General features: G+C 59.1%; 13 protein-coding genes. 6 read left to right on the top strand and 7 right to left on the bottom strand.

Annotated elements, in window-relative coordinates:
* Nucleotides 1–100: 100 nt before the first annotated feature.
* Entirely contained in the window at nucleotides 101–1,072 is a 972-nt protein-coding gene (locus tag ACMX25_RS34310; protein WP_414954335.1) for a GlxA family transcriptional regulator, read from the bottom strand.
* 275 nt (nucleotides 1,073–1,347) lie between these two features.
* Between ACMX25_RS34310 and ACMX25_RS34305 the strand changes: the two genes are divergently transcribed.
* The 5 genes from ACMX25_RS34305 to ACMX25_RS34285 all read left to right on the top strand — a co-directional run bounded on the left by ACMX25_RS34305 (nucleotide 1,348) and on the right by ACMX25_RS34285 (nucleotide 6,175).
* Complete coding sequence (locus ACMX25_RS34305) at nucleotides 1,348–2,037, top strand: HD domain-containing protein (protein WP_414954334.1); 690 nt, start codon at nucleotides 1,348–1,350, stop codon at nucleotides 2,035–2,037.
* Nucleotides 2,038–2,253: 216 nt separating this feature from the next.
* A complete protein-coding gene (locus tag ACMX25_RS34300; protein ID WP_414954333.1) occupies nucleotides 2,254–3,129 on the top strand; it encodes a TauD/TfdA dioxygenase family protein in 876 nt (291 codons plus the stop codon).
* A gap of 56 nt (nucleotides 3,130–3,185) precedes the next feature.
* On the top strand, nucleotides 3,186–4,247 hold the full coding sequence (locus ACMX25_RS34295; protein WP_414954332.1) for an ABC transporter substrate-binding protein: 1,062 nt from the start codon (nucleotides 3,186–3,188) through the stop codon (nucleotides 4,245–4,247).
* Between the two features lie 201 nt (nucleotides 4,248–4,448).
* A complete protein-coding gene (locus tag ACMX25_RS34290; RefSeq protein WP_414954331.1) occupies nucleotides 4,449–5,279 on the top strand; it encodes an ABC transporter ATP-binding protein in 831 nt (276 codons plus the stop codon).
* The gene (locus ACMX25_RS34285) at nucleotides 5,276–6,175 is read left to right on the top strand and encodes an ABC transporter permease (protein ID WP_414954330.1); all 900 of its coding nucleotides are present in this window, start codon (nucleotides 5,276–5,278) and stop codon (nucleotides 6,173–6,175) included. The genes ACMX25_RS34290 and ACMX25_RS34285 overlap by 4 nt, the downstream gene beginning before the upstream one ends.
* A gap of 76 nt (nucleotides 6,176–6,251) precedes the next feature.
* Here ACMX25_RS34285 and ACMX25_RS34280 read toward each other — a convergent pair whose 3' ends face one another.
* From ACMX25_RS34280 to ACMX25_RS34255, 6 genes are all read right to left on the bottom strand, one after another.
* Nucleotides 6,252–7,658 carry an OprD family outer membrane porin gene (locus ACMX25_RS34280; protein WP_414954329.1) on the bottom strand — a complete coding sequence of 469 codons (1,407 nt, stop codon included), beginning with the start codon at nucleotides 7,656–7,658 and terminating at the stop codon, nucleotides 6,252–6,254.
* Nucleotides 7,659–7,958: 300 nt separating this feature from the next.
* On the bottom strand, nucleotides 7,959–8,942 hold the full coding sequence (oppF, locus tag ACMX25_RS34275) for a murein tripeptide/oligopeptide ABC transporter ATP binding protein OppF (protein WP_414954328.1): 984 nt from the start codon (nucleotides 8,940–8,942) through the stop codon (nucleotides 7,959–7,961).
* Entirely contained in the window at nucleotides 8,935–9,933 is a 999-nt protein-coding gene (locus tag ACMX25_RS34270; protein ID WP_414954327.1) for an ABC transporter ATP-binding protein, read from the bottom strand. The genes oppF and ACMX25_RS34270 overlap by 8 nt, the downstream gene beginning before the upstream one ends.
* Before the next feature lie 5 nt (nucleotides 9,934–9,938).
* Entirely contained in the window at nucleotides 9,939–10,841 is a 903-nt protein-coding gene (locus ACMX25_RS34265) for an ABC transporter permease subunit (RefSeq protein WP_299709631.1), read from the bottom strand.
* A 30-nt stretch (nucleotides 10,842–10,871) separates the two neighbouring features.
* The gene (locus tag ACMX25_RS34260) at nucleotides 10,872–11,792 is read right to left on the bottom strand and encodes an ABC transporter permease subunit (protein WP_299709629.1); all 921 of its coding nucleotides are present in this window, start codon (nucleotides 11,790–11,792) and stop codon (nucleotides 10,872–10,874) included.
* A gap of 92 nt (nucleotides 11,793–11,884) precedes the next feature.
* Nucleotides 11,885–13,585 (bottom strand): peptide ABC transporter substrate-binding protein, encoded by a 1,701-nt coding sequence (locus ACMX25_RS34255; RefSeq protein WP_414954326.1) that lies wholly within the window; start codon nucleotides 13,583–13,585, stop codon nucleotides 11,885–11,887.
* A gap of 506 nt (nucleotides 13,586–14,091) precedes the next feature.
* On the opposite strand from ACMX25_RS34255, the gene ACMX25_RS34250 reads away from it, so the two are divergent.
* Nucleotides 14,092–15,021 (top strand): LysR substrate-binding domain-containing protein, encoded by a 930-nt coding sequence (locus ACMX25_RS34250; RefSeq protein ID WP_414954325.1) that lies wholly within the window; start codon nucleotides 14,092–14,094, stop codon nucleotides 15,019–15,021.
* The last annotated feature ends 239 nt before the right edge of the window (nucleotides 15,022–15,260 follow it).

Below are 15,260 nucleotides of genomic sequence, written 5' to 3'. Positions count from 1 at the left end.
TAAAGATATCGGCGCACTCGCGGACGCTTGTGTCATTCGTCAGTACGAAGGGAGCATGAAGCGGTCCAGCATACGGTCACGACCGTTCGTACCTACATCGTCAACCGTCCGCTCCGAGCTTCTGAAAGCTCAGGCGATAATCATTCGGCGACACGCCCAGGCGTTGCCTGAACACAATTCGCATGCGGTCCGCCGTGCCGAAACCGCACTCATACGCGATCGTTTTCAATGGCGTCGCGCTGCTTTCCAATGCGTTTCGTGCTGCATCAATACGTGCTTGCTCCACGAAATCATGTGGCGTCACGCTCGTTGCCTCAACAAACGCCCGCGCGAAATTGCGCTCGCTCATGCCCGCGATCTGCGCAAGTTTTTCAACCGTCATCCGTTCGCCGATATGCTCCATCACGTAGGCTTGCACCTTCGCGGCCGGCGAGGTTTCATCGGCGGGCGCACTCAAATACGGGCTGAATTGCGACTGACCGCCGCGACGCTGCGCAAATACCACCAGACGTTTGGCGACAGCGAGCGCGATCCGCGGCCCGTGGTCTTCAGCGACCAGCGAGAGAGCAACATCGATCCCCGCCGTCACGCCCGCCGATGTCACCAGGCTGCCGTCGCGAATATGAATACGGTCGAGCTCAACGCGGGCCAGCGGAAATTGCCGTGCGAGTTGTGGCGCATTTTGCCAGTGCGTCGTGACATGACGGCCATCGATCAGACCGGCGTGACCCAGCGCGAACGCGCCAGTGCAGATAGAACCGTAGCGCTCGCAACGGGAAGCCACGTCACGCAGCCACGTGCTCAGGCGCAAATCGGGGGGATCGAAAGGCAGCCCGGGACCGCCCGCCACGAGGGCGACGTCGTAATGCTGCTGCGGCGCGTCACAAGTAACGTCCGCCAGCATTCGCGTGCCGTTGGACGCGCGCACGGGCACGTTTTCCGCGCTGACCACTGTGATTGCGTAGCCTTCGCCCGGCTCGACGAAACCATTCGCTTCGGCGAATACATCGAGTGGACCGGCGACATCGAGCGCCTGCACTTGCGGAAAAATCGCGATGGCGACGCTACGCATTACGTCTTTCTCCAGTTCCAGGCAATTGATTGCGATCCCATGCGAAAGGGCCAATTTTTCAAGCATTTCACGCACTTGGCAGGAGACGCCGTGCGGTTGGCAGACTTCGACGGACCCATTGCATTGCGGCCGCGGCGACGTCCGGCGACACTGAATTCGTCGTCAACACCCTTTCGTTTCTCCCGATGACCCGCTTCGGACAGCGCATTTTAGCAAGCTGTTCGCGACAACAAGCGCGACATCGAGGACAGCCCAACATTCAAGGAGCATTCAACATGACCACCACCATCGCCGGCATCCACATTCCCGACAGCGCCATGGCGCGCGCCGCCACCGAACTCGTCCGCGATACCGAGCCGGACCTGCTCTATAACCACTCGCGCCGCGTGTTCCTGTTCGGCGCGCTGACCGGCGAGCGTCGCAAACTCGCCTACGACGCGGAATTGCTTTACATCGGCGCGATGTTCCATGACATGGGCCTGATCGATGCGTACAGCAGCACGACTGATCGCTTCGAAGTGGACGGTGCAAACGCCGCACGCGACTTCCTGAAGGGTTACGGCATTAACGAGCACGACATAGAACAAGTGTGGGATTCGATCGCATTGCACACGACGCCGGGCATTCCGCAGCACAAGAAGCCGGTGGTCGCGCTGGTTACGGCGGGCGTGGAGATGGACGTGCTCGGACTCGCCTACGATGAATTCACGGAGTCGCAGCGCAAGCAGGTTATCGCCGTGCATCCGCGTGAGGTGAATTTCAAGGAAGGGATCATCGATGCGTTCGCTCACGGCACGATCAAAAAGCCCGAGACCACGTTCGGCAACGTGAAAGCGGATGTCCTCGCGCTCAAGGACCCCACGTACAAGCGCCTGAATTTCTGCAGCCTGATCCTGAGTTCGTCGTGGAATGACAGCGCGGCCGGCTGCGCTCATTGCAGCGATCCGGCGCATAACCACCAGTGATTCGGCGAGTCTGAATGGAGCCTGAGTGGCCGCGCCTCTACTGGAGCGGCCTGTTTATCGCTAAAACAGATAAGCGTATGGGATTTGGTTCGTTGACGTTGTAGTCAGGGGATTCTAGATTCGGGGTCTAAGCAGGGTTTTTGCGGCGTATTCTCTTGGTACGTCTTGCCGCTTCACCTCAGCGTTCCCGCCCCGAATTGAATTGACGAGTCCCGCGTGACAACCTTATCCCCGCACCAGACCATCGAAATCACACCGTTTGAAGGCGCGCCGCTGGGCGCTGAAGTGACAGGTCTCGACCTGAGTCAGCCCCTTGCCGACAACGATTTCAAGCGCATTCATCAAGCCCATCTCGATCATCACGTGGTCGTGTTCCGCGACCAGCGCATCACGCCCGACCAGCAAATCAGCTTCAGCCGCCGTTTCGGTCCGCTGCAAATCCACGTGCTGCGCCAGTTCCAGTTGACCGGTCACCCGGAGATTCTGATTGTCTCGAACGTGCTCGAAGACGGCAAACCGATCGGTCTCGGCGACGCCGGGCATTTCTGGCATTCGGATCTTTCATACAAGGAAACACCGAGCCTCGGTTCCTTGCTGCATGCGCAGGAATTGCCGGCCGAAGGCGGCGACACGCTGTTCGCCAACATGCATCTGGCATGGGACACGCTGCCGCAAGCACTGCGCGACGCCGTAAAGGGACGCTCGGCCGAGCACACCTATCTGGCGAAATACGCTGAACTGCAAAAGCGCAGCCCGTGGCGCCCCAACCTGTCAGCCGAACAGATCGCGGAAGTAAAACCGGTTGTACATCCGATCGTGCGCACGCATCCGGAAACGGGCCGCAAGGCGCTGTTCGTCAGTGAGCACTTCACCACGCACGTGATCGGCTTGCCGGAAGACGAGAGCCGCGACCTGCTGCAGGCCCTCTTCGAACACAGCGTTCGCGATGAACACATCTACCGCCATGTCTGGCGCGAACACGACCTCGTGTTCTGGGACAACCGCTCGCTCATGCACCTTGCAGCGGGCACGCCGGATCATCTGCGCAGAAAGATGTATCGAACGACGATTGAAGGCGATACGCCGTTCTGAGGGGTCAAGCGCCCTGTCTTAAATCAAACTCCAAAAAAAATCTCTTCGGACTTTCAATGCCGCTTTCGCTCTTCTTTCGGCGGGGACCCGGGGGTTCCCGTTCATCGCTGCGCTCGTTCACTGCCGCGTTCCTCTCCGTCTCCGTTGCCCTCTCGTCGTTTGCGGCACCCGCGCCCGCGCGCGCCGAGGGCACGCTCCGTATCGCGGAGCAGTTCGGCGTGGTGTATCTGCTGCTGAACGTTGCGCGTGACCAAAAATTGATCGAACAGGAAGGCAAGAAAGCCGGTGTCGATATCAAGGTGGACTGGCTGAAGTTATCGGGTGGCGCGGCAATCAACGACGCGCTGTTGTCCAATTCCATCGACATCGCGGCTGCAGGCGTCGGCCCGTTGATGACGATCTGGGACCGGACGCACGGCAAGCAGAATGTGAAGGGCGTAGCCTCGCTGGGCAATCTGCCGTACTTCCTGGTATCGAATAATCCGAACGTGAAAACCATCGCGGATTTCACGGAGAAGGACCGCATTGCAGTGCCGGCGGTATCGGTGTCGGTGCAATCGCGCGTGCTGCAATTCGCTGCCGCGAAGCGTTGGGGCGACAAGGACTACGATCGTCTCGACAAGCTGACGCAAGCAGTGCCGCACCCCGATGCCGCCGCCGCGATCATTGCCGGCGGGACGGAAATCACCGGGCACTTCGGCAATCCGCCGTTCCAGGAACAGGAACTGGCGGGCAATCCGAAAGCCCATATCGTGCTGAATTCCTACGATGTCCTCGGCGGTCCCGGCTCGTCCACCGTGCTCTACGCGACAGAAAAATTCCACGATAACAATCCTAAGACGTATCACGCGTTCATCGCGGCGCTTGCCGATGCCGCGCGTTTCGTCGCAGCGAATCCAGAAGCGGCTGCCGATATCTATATCCGCGTGAACAACGCCAGGATCGACCGCAAGCTGCTGATCGGGATCATCAAGAACCCGGATACGCAGTTCAAGATCGCGCCGCAAAACACCCTTGGGCTTGCCCAGTTCATGTACCGGGTCGGCGCGATCAAGAATCAGCCGAAGACATGGCAAGACTATTTCTTCGCCGATCCGGCCCTTGGGAACGGTAGCTGAATCCGCCTGCTGCATGGCTGCGTGTCATGAACGCCCGCGACGCAGCGGGCGTTTTTTTGACCCTCGCTCCAACATCCGATTGCGGCAATCAAACGGCAAAACCGTCGCTTATGCGTCGGCGTGTTTTGAATATGCCCAATGATTGGTTCACGCGCGCGTGCCGCCCCGCTATGGTCGTGTTTTATGCACGAATGCACAGCCATGGCCGCCAACCCTACCGTTCTATATCCGCCGCCCGGGAGCCGCGATGCTCCCGCGACGAGCGCGAAGCTTCTCACCGTCGATAACGTCAGCCTCGAGTACCGCACCCGCGAGCGCATCGTGCGCGCGACGCATGAAGTCAGCTTCGACGTGTACGGCGGCGACCGCTTCGTGCTGCTCGGCCCATCGGGTTGCGGAAAGTCGACGCTGCTGAAAGCGGTCGCGGGTTTTATCGAACCGACTGCTGGCACCATCCGTATCGACGACAAAATCGTGCGAGGTCCCGGCACTGATCGCATTGTCGTATTCCAGGAATTCGATCAGTTGCCGCCATGGAAAACCGTGCTGCAAAACGTGACCTTTCCATTGCGTGTCGCGAAGAAACTGAGCCGTGCGGAAGCCCGCGAACGGGCCCTGCACTTCCTGGATAAAGTGGGCCTCACCGCTTTCGCCGATGCTTACCCGCACACACTTTCCGGTGGCATGAAACAGCGCGTGGCGATCGCTCGCGCACTCGCGATGCAACCCCGCGTGCTGCTGATGGACGAGCCGTTCGCCGCGCTCGATGCGCTCACGCGCCGCAAGATGCAGGAGGAACTGCTGCGCTTGTGGGAAGAGGCGAGTTTCACGCTGCTGTTCGTCACGCACTCGATTGAAGAAGCGTTGATTGTCGGCAACCGGATATTGCTGTTGACGCCGCATCCCGGCCGCGTGCGCGCCGAATTGAACAGCCATCAATTCACCAAGGACAGCTCGGGGCGCAACGACTTTCAGCAAAGCGTTGCGCGCATTCATCGGCTGCTGTTTGAAGACACGGAGGTGGCTCAATGAGCACGCCGACCATTCCCTCGTTCGACGCTGCCGCGCTCGCGCCACCGGTTCGCGAAGAATACGAACGCATTCCCGAACCGCTGCAGGATGTCGCCGTGGAGGCGCCGTTACCGTTCGGCAAGCGGCTCTCAAATCAGACGTGGTTGCGCAAGACGTTGATCGCCCTGGTGCTGATCGGAATCTGGGAAGTGGCCGCGCGTGCGGTTGGCAACGACCTGCTGCTGCCTACCTTCACCGACACATTGATTGCGTTCGTGCAGGGCATCTGGTCGGGCGAACTCATCGCCAAAACGGCGATCTCCCTGTCCGTGCTGTTGCGAGGGTATCTGCTCGGCGTGGCGCTCGCATTTGTGTTGACATCGCTTGCTGTGTCCACGCGCTTTGGCCGCGACCTGCTGTCCATGTTGACCGCCATGTTCAACCCGTTGCCGTCCATTGCGCTGCTGCCACTGGCGTTGTTGTGGTTCGGCCTGGGCACAGGCAGCCTGCTGTTCGTGCTGGTGCATTCGGTGCTGTGGCCGCTCGCGTTGAACACCTATTCCGGCTTTCAATCGGTACCGGAAACGCTGCGCATGACCGGCCGCAACTACGGACTGAAGGGGCTTCGGCATGTACTGCTGATCCTGGTCCCCGCAGCCTTGCCTTCGATCCTCGCCGGGCTTCGCGTGGGCTGGGCGTTTGCATGGCGAACGTTGATCGCCGCGGAACTGGTATTCGGCGCCAGCTCCGGAAATGGCGGTCTCGGCTGGTACATCTTTCAGAACCGTAACGAGCTATATACGGATCGCGTATTTGCGGGATTGGCAGCGGTGATCGTGATCGGTCTGGTCGTCGAGCACCTTGTCTTCGATACCTTCGAACGGCTTACGGTTCGTCGATGGGGTGTGCAGCGTTAGAGGGGCTCGGACCGCGAACGAGCTCAAAAAAAGCCCGCCGGGGCGAACCTTGGCGGGCTGAATTCAAAACACGCTTCTAGAATAGATTAACCGGGACATTAACCATCAAACGATAAACGTCGCTACTGGAATCCGAGTAGTACGTGCCGCCGTGATGATGCATGTAATAGAACTTTGCAGTCGTTCCCTTCAGCTTTCCAGAGCCGAACGTATAAGACGGGATCACACCAAATTCGTAATGGGTGCCATGGACCGGCTCACCATTCTTCCAGTAGAGATCATGCAGTGAGTTCGACGGATCGGCGTATCGATTCGCCATGTCCGACGCATCCGCACCCCAGCCATACGCCGTCCACGCGGTCACTTTCAAACCCGGAACACCGTAACGGCTCATGTTGACCGTATAGCTGAGCGAAAGGGATTTTTCGTGCGGCGCGTTGTAATCAACGTCGAGCGAATTCGCCAGATAATCACCCGCCGATTGCCCGACATAATCGAAGAACTGATTGCTCGCGATCTGCTGGAATCCGACCGCTACCGTATGCGCGTTGTGCGTACCCGAGAGCATCAAGCTATACGCGTGATTATTGATGGACCCTTCGCGACTCTGCCCCACGTCATGCGTGTAGTAATAGGTCAGCCCGCCTGTCCAGCGAATCTGCGATGGATCTCCAATACTGTGCGAGAGCGAAAGATAATATTGATCCCACACATTTTCCGCGCGGCTGCCGTATAACGACACGGCCGTATCGTCATTGGGCGTGTAGTCACCGCCTGCGAACGTGAAGCGGCTGAAGTGAGTCCCGCCGTATTCGGTCGACAACGACGAGACGCTGGTCTGGCCTCGCGCCAGCACCGCGTCCACGCTCCCCGCCTTGAGCGTCAGGTTCTTGATCTCGTCGCTCGCAAGAGAAACACCCCGGTACGTTGGCGGCAATGCGCGGTTATCGTGGGGAACGAGAAAGGGATTATCGAATAACTGTTGACCATATTTAACAACTGTATTCGATACCCGCGCTTTCACGTCCCACACGCCCGGGTAGGTCCAGGCGAGCTGATTTTGACCACTTTGCCCATCGTGATTCAAATGCACGCGGTTACCGGCGCCTTGTCCGCCATTCAGCTTGAACGCGCTGAACAGCGAGGCGTCGAAACCTACACCAAATAACCCGCGCGTATACCCCGATTCAAACACCGCCTGATTACCAAGAATCGATGCGTCCTTCTTCTGAATGCCTACTCCTTCGAGGTGTTCGGTATAACTGCGAAACAAAAGATTGAAATGTGAATCTTCGATAAACCCCTGAGACTTCGACTGATTACTGATCGGCGCGTCCGCTTCGGAATTCGGTGGAGAACTAGGCGGCGCCTCGGTATGCCGTGTTGAAACATCATCATCGTCCGCAAAAGCGGGCAGGGTCGGCGAAATCAAACCAGTGAAAACAATTAGAGATAGAGCGATCGAGCGCTTTTGTTGTTTCATTTGCTTGTCTCTTAATTCTTATGGGCAGCGAGTAAAGGACCGATGGCCGTTCTCATATATTTTCAGCGCGAGCGAGAGCACACGCCGAGGTCGGAACGACTCACCGGAGGGTTGTGACGGCAGGAACTACGGGAAACACAGGGACTACGGGTACTACAGGGACTAAGGGGACGACGAAAGTTTCTCGATTGGCCGAACGACTCCCTGGCTTCCGTTAAGAACGGAGGCCATCGGCCCTGCCAGGGGTGTCGAATCGGCGGTTAAATCAGGCGCTTGATCGGGAAACAATCAAGCAAAAAATCAGGCCAGCAAGCAGGCTGCAGCGACTCCATGTTCAAGCGTGCGCAGCGGTGGCACTTCGACCGAACAACGCGCCTCCGCTATAGGACAACGGGTGTGAAAGACGCAACCCGTTGGAGGATTGATCGGACTGGGGATATCGCTGGACAGGATCTGCACGACCTTCGTCCGTTCGATAGCCGGATTCGGCACCGGCACCGCCGATAGCAACGCGCGCGTGTACGGATGCCGCGGACGCGCATAGAGCGAACGTTTGTCGGCGAGCTCCATGACGTGGCCGAGATACATGACCATGACGCGATCCGAGATGTGTTTGACCACGGCCAGATCGTGCGCGATAAAAATCAGCGCGAGCTTCATTTCCTGCTGCAAGGACTTGAGCAAGTTGACGATCTGCGCCTGGATCGAAACGTCGAGCGCCGACACCGGTTCGTCGCAGACGATCAGCTTCGGCTCCACGATCAACGCACGTGCAATCCCGATACGCTGGCATTGCCCACCCGAAAATTCGTGCGCGTAGCGGTTGATCATCTGCTCGCGCAAGCCGACCTTCGCCATCATCGCGCGCACCCGCTGGTTCATTTCGTCCTTCGACATGCCCGGCCGATGTTCGCGCAACGGCTCCGCAATGATCTGCCCCACCGTCATGCGTGGATCGAGCGAAGCAAGCGGGTCCTGGAAGATCATCTGAATGTCGGCGCGCACGCTGTGCCACTCCTTCGTCGTGGCGCCGCTGAGATCCTTGCCCATCCACACGATTTCACCCTGCGTAGCGGGTATGAGATTGAGGATGGCGCGTGACAGCGTTGACTTGCCGCAGCCCGATTCACCGACCACGCCGAGCGTCTCACCGGCCTTCAGATCGAAACTCACGCCGTCCACGGCCTTCAGCGTGCGCGACGGCGCCCACGGCAACTTGCTCTTCGCCTTGACGTTGAAATGAACCCGGACGTCACGTACTGACAGGATGGTTTGCTCAGACATGGGCCACCTCGTGCAACGACTTCATCTCTTCGACCGGGCGATTGCAGGCGCGCAGCCAGGTGGTGTCGCCGCCGAACGATTCGAGCGGCGGGACTGCTTCAGCGCACCGCTGGCTTGCATCTATGCAGCGCTCCTGGAACGGACATCCCGACGGTGGATGCGCCATGTTTGGCGGGTTGCCCGGAATGCCGACTAGCGGCGCGTCGCTCTGGTCGAGCCGCGGCAATGCGCGCAGCAAACCGATGGTATAGGGATGCGAAGGACGCGCGAACAGGTTGTCTGCATTGCACTGTTCCATCACGCGGCCGCCGTACATGACCATGACCTGTTCGCACAGACCGGCGACCACGCCGAGGTCATGGGTGATCAGCACGATCGCCGTGCCGAAGTCGTGTTGCAGGTTGCGCAGGAGCTGAAGGATCTGCGCCTGGACGGTGACGTCGAGCGCGGTGGTCGGTTCGTCGGCAAACAGCACTTGCGGCTCGCACAGCAGCGCCATGGCGATCATCACGCGCTGGCGCATGCCGCCGGACAGTTCATGCGGGTATTGATCAATTCGATGCGCGGCTTCGGGAATGCGCACCGCTTCCAGCATTTCGATTGAGCGCTTCTTCGCGGCGCGGCGCGTCATGTTCTTGTGCAGCTCAAGCACTTCCGTCATCTGGCGTTCGATTGTCAGATACGGATTCAGCGACGTCATGGGGTCCTGGAAGATCATGGAAAGCTTGTTGCCGCGAATGCGGTTCAGCTTCTTCGCCGGCATGGTCAGCAGGTTCTCACCCTGATAGATCGCACTGCCCTTTGCACGGCCGTTCGTCGCCAGCAGCCCGAGCATGGAGAGCACGCTCTGGCTCTTGCCCGAACCCGATTCGCCGACAATGCCCAGCGTGCTGCCTTCCTCCAGGTCAAAACTGACGCCGTTGACTGCGCGGACCACGGCGTCGGGCGAGTCGAAGGCGACTTCCAGATTATTTACCTTGAGCAGTGACATGGTGCTTACCGATCCTTCGGGTCGAGCGCGTCGCGCAGACCGTCGCCAACAAAGTTGATGCAATACAGCGTTACCGACAACAACGCCGCCGGGAACAGGAGGATCCAGGGTGCCGTTTCCATCACGCCAACGCCATCCTGAATCAGCACGCCCCAACTGGTCATGGGCTCCTGAACGCCGAGTCCAAGAAACGATAGCACGGACTCCGTAAGAATAACGCCAGGAACCGTAACCGTTGTGTAAATAGCGACAATGCCGAGCAGGTTCGGAACGATGTGCCGCAGGATGATGCCGCTGGTAGAAACGCCAATAGCACGCGCCGCTTCGATGTATTCCTTGGAGCGGATGGCGAGCGTCTGGCCACGTACGACACGCGCCATGTCCATCCACGAAAACACGGTAATGGTAAGTACCACGAGGTAAAACTCGCGACCGAGCAGCGTGACCATCAGGATGGCGATCAGCAGGTACGGGATTGCGTACATCATGTCGACAATACGCATCATGGCGTTGTCCACGCGGCCGCCGACGAAGCCCGCAATCGCGCCCCACACAATGCCGAGCGTGACGGACGTCAGCGTGGCGAGCCCGCCGATCATCAGCGAGACGCGGCCGCCAATCAGGCAGCGCACGAGCAGGTCGCGGCCGGTATCGTCGGTGCCAAACAGGTGCCAGTTGGCAAACGTTGGCGTGGAACTCATCATGTTCCAGTCGGTGGAATCGAAGGCGTTCGGCAGCAGCATGGGGCCGATCGCACAGGCCAGCGTGATCAGCAGCAGGATCACGAGACTGGCCACGGCGGCCTTGTTGCGCGCAAAGCGCATCCGGGCGTCCTGCCAGGGACTGCGGCCTGCCACCGGCACGGCCAGCACGCTCTCGAGCGCGGGGACGAGCGTTCCTTGTTTCATTACGGACCTCATGCTGGTTGACTCATTATTTCAGTAGCGGATTTTCGGATCGAGCCACGCATAGGCGAGATCGACCAGCAGATTGAGCAGGACCGCGACCACCGTCACCAGCACGACCAGTCCCAGCACGAGCGTGTAATCACGATTGGCCGCACCGTTCACGATCAGCTTGCCGATTCCCGGCAACGAAAACACGGACTCGGTCACCACTGCTGCCGTAATAGAGCCGATCGCGAGCGGACCGATCACCGACACCACGGGAATCATGGTCGGCCGCAGCGCATGGCGCAGCACGACCGTCCAGCGCGACAAGCCCTTGGCGTAAGCGGTTCGAATGTAGTTGGTGTTCATCACTTCGATCAGGCTGCCGCGGGTCACGCGCCCCACGGTCGCCACGTTGATGATGGTGAGCAGCGCGATGGGCAGCACCATGTAGCGCACATGAAAGCCGTTCCAGCCGCCGGCAGGCAGCCATTTCAGCAGGATGGCGAACACGAGGATCAGCACTGGTCCGATCACGAACGAAGGGAACGCACTCCCCGCGTTGCCTATGATCATCAGCAGGTAATCCGCCGGGCTGTTGCGATACAGCGCGGCGACAATGCCGAGCACCACACCGAACACAATAGCGAGCACCATCGATACACCGCCAATAGTCAGCGACACCGGCAATGCACGCAGGACGAGGTCGTTGACGCTCCAGTCGGCGTATCGAAACGATGCCCCCAGGTCGCCGTGCAGCAAACTGTTGAGATACAGCAAATACTGCTTCCACAGCGGCTCGCCAAGATGGTATTTCGCCTGCAAGTTGGCGAGCACCTCGGCGGACACCTTGCGTTCACCGTCGAACGGGCCGCCCGGCGTAGCGTGCAGCAGCAGATAGCACACTGTAATAACAATCAGCAGCGTAGGCACTGTCAACAGCACGCGCCTCAACGTATAAGACCACATGGGACATCTCTCCTGGCGGCGCCGTGACCAAGCACGTCACGGCAACCGCCTCTTGCTGTTTGCTGGATAGGTTTGGCAGGCCGGCGTGGTGCTCAATGCGCCACGATATACATGTCCTTGCTGCGATAACGGTCCATCGGATTCTTCACCGAATATCCGCCCACATAGCTTTTTACCAACCGGACCGTGGTGTATTGCAGCAGCGGCAGGATCGGATAGTCGTCCATCACCAGCTTCGCGGCCTGCGTTTGCAACTGCGTGCGCTTAACCTGGTCCGTGGTTTCGTTCGCTTCTTTGATCAGCGCGTCGGCCTTGGGATTGCAATTGCCGCTGTCGTTCTGGTCCGAACCGCACTGCACGAGCTGCAGGAACGTGGTCGCGTCGTTATAGTCCGCGACCCAGCCGTTACGTGCGATCTGGTAGTCGCCGGTATGACGCTTCTTCAGCAGCACCTTGAATTCCATTGCATCGATCTGGGTGTCAAGACCGAGCTTCGTTTTCCACTCGGAGGCCGCAAAAATAGCCATTTTCTTGTGATAGTCGCTGGTGTTCAGCGCGAAGTGCAGCGTCGTGCCCGGCTTTACGCCTGCTTGCGCGAGGAGCTTTTTCGCTTCGTCGACGCGCTTGTCCATCGGCCATGTGGACCAGTCGTAGGCCGTCACGTCAGCACCCTTCACGCCTTTCACGATAACCCCATACGCGGGAATCTGACCGTCCGCGGTCACGCGTTGCGCGAGGATATCGCGGTCAATCACCATGGAAAGCGCCTGACGCACGCGCACGTCCTTGAGCAACGGGTCCTTGTTGTTGAACGAGTAGTAGCGCAGTCCGAGCATGGGTGCGATCTTCATGTCGGCGGCAAACTGCTGCTTGTATTTCGGGTACATGCCGGACGGCAATTGATACACCCAGTCGTTGTCGCCCGACTGGAACAGCTTGATGTCCGTGGTCTCGCTTTCGACCGGAAGGTACGTCACTTGCGACAACTGCACGTGGGCTGCGTCCCAGTATTGCGGGTTACGCGCCAGCACGAGCTTGTTGTTCACCTGCCAGTCCTTGAGCATGAAAGCGCCGTTGCTTACGAGCTTGCCGGGCTTGGTCCAGTCCTTGCCGTACTTGTCGACGGCGGCTTTGTTCAGCGGACCCAGGTTCGTATTCGACATCAGTTCCGGGATGAACGACACCGGATAAGGCGTCTTGATCTCGACCGTGTACGGGTCGATTGCGCGTACGCCCAGCGTGTCCGGCGACTTCTTGCCCGCCACGATGTCAGCACCGTTCAGCAAGAAGATGCCAAACGTATTGGCGTACGGCGAAGCAATCTTCGGGTCGACCAGACGCTGGCATCCGTACACGAAATCGCCCGCGACAACCGGCTCGCCGTTCGACCACTTCGCATTCTTTCGCAGATGGAAGATCCACGTGGTTGCATCCTTCTGCTCCCATTTTTCCGCTACGCCCGGCACGACGGTGCCGTCGGCATCGGTTGCGGTCAGCCCTTCGAACAGATCGCGCGTGACGTTGTTGGACGGCACGCTCTCGGCCAGGTTCGGATCGAGCGTCTCGACCTCGGACGCGTTGTTGCGCACCAGTTCCTGCTTGGCCGCGAGCTGCACGCCGGGCGGCACGATAGCCGCATGAGCCAGATGAACGGTGCTTGCAGCTGCAACGCAGACACTCGCGGCAATGACGGTGAGCCACTTGCTGGAAACGCGGCGATCGACAGCATCGCCCGGCCGATAAAACGCGTCAACGCGGGTGCTACGGGCAACACGAACTGCAAACAACGTCATGGGAATCCTTATTATTTATCTGTTCATCAAGCACTCAGCGCTGGAGCATAAGGGCTTTTGACCCTGCGCAACATGGCGATGCGTGCCGTTATGTGTAGCTATTAGTCGCTATGTACCGCGGTTCGCGTGCCGAAGCAGACGAACGGCGGCCAGCATCTTAGCCCACCTAACATTTCACTTTCGAATCTACCGTTCGAGGATCGGCATTGTGTGCGTCGCCTCTCGCGCATTCGATTCCTTCTTAACCTCTCACCTTCAATCAGCTTCAAAAAACTTTACACATATCGTACGAACCAACGGCGGAACCGAGTTCGCCGGGAGTATTTCAGAGCAATAAAGTGGAATCCACTCACATGTGGTTATAGGCCATGTGTTTTGGGTATAGGTTCGCGCCGCTCGCTTCCCACTTACGCTTTATCTACGCGCGCGTGGCCGTAAATCAGCAGGCACCTTTAGTTCGCGCTACCATCGGCGTCCTTGAGATTCATGCAGGGTGATTCAATACAATGATCCGTTTTCGCCAGATAGAAGCTTTCCGCTCGTTGATCATGACGGGTACCAGCGTAGGTGCAGCGCGAGCGCTGCACGTCACTCAGCCGGCGATCAGCCGCCTGATCGCCGATTTAGAGGCTGACCTCGGTTTTAGCCTGTTCAGCCGCATAGGCGGGCGCTTGAATCCGACAAACGCCGGGTTGCGCTTTTTTAAGTCGGTCGAAGAGAACTTCCTGGGACTTGAACGCCTGAAGCAAGTCGCCGAAATCATTCGCGACGAGGCGTCCGAAGGACTGACCGTTGCCTGCTTGCCGGTGCTTGCAAGCACCTTGCTGCCGCCTATCCTGGCCGACTTCGTCGAACGCCATCCGGGTGTGCCCATTCGTGTCGATTCCGTAAAAGTCCCGGAGGTGCTGACGATCCTGCAAAACCATAAGGCCGATGTCGCCATCAGCCAGGCGTTTGCAACCGTTGCGGGGATCGAGGTGGAAAAGTTGCTGCACGCGCGGGCGCAGTGCGCAATGCCGGCCTCGCATCGGCTGGCGAAGAAAAAAACCGTGCGCGCACAGGATCTTCGCGGCGAACGCATCATCGGCTGGCTGCCGAATTCAAGGCAACCTTATGCGGCCGAGCAATCGTTGTTCGCAGCCGGCGAAGACCGGGCAAACTACACCGTGATGACCGATACCGCACACACGCGTTATGCGATGGTCGCGGGTGGTCTGGGTATCTCGATCGTCGAACCGTTCGCGGCGAAGGTGTGGCGCGCGCATGGCGTGGTCGTGCGGCCGTTCGATGCCGCGATCGAATATGAATACGTGCTGTCGTATCCGAGCAGCGGTATACGCTCGGATCTGGTCGCTTCGTTCCGCGAGTCGGTACTGCGTGTTGTGGCAACGTACGACCTTGACGAAGCACCCGCATCCGTGGGCGTCGAGGCCTGACGAACGACGCGGGCGTTGGGCCTTGTGCAAGCGCTTTGTGTCTGCTTCATGCCGTCAGCCTGACGGCGAGACACTATCGATCAAGGTCCCGGTCACCTCCCGTGGCCGAACGAATCCCGCAACCGGATGGATCGTGCAATTTGCTTCCCTGCACGCCGGGCCATCACGGCCCGGCTCCGGATGAAGCACGGGCTTCCCACCCTTTCGGAATCAATTACGCCCGTGGTATAAGCCCCGGA

This window comes from Caballeronia eucalypticola, from assembly GCF_047608185.1.
In the GTDB taxonomy this organism is placed as follows: Bacteria; Pseudomonadota; Gammaproteobacteria; order Burkholderiales; family Burkholderiaceae; genus Caballeronia.
This window is presented reverse-complemented; position numbering and strand designations above follow the sequence as displayed.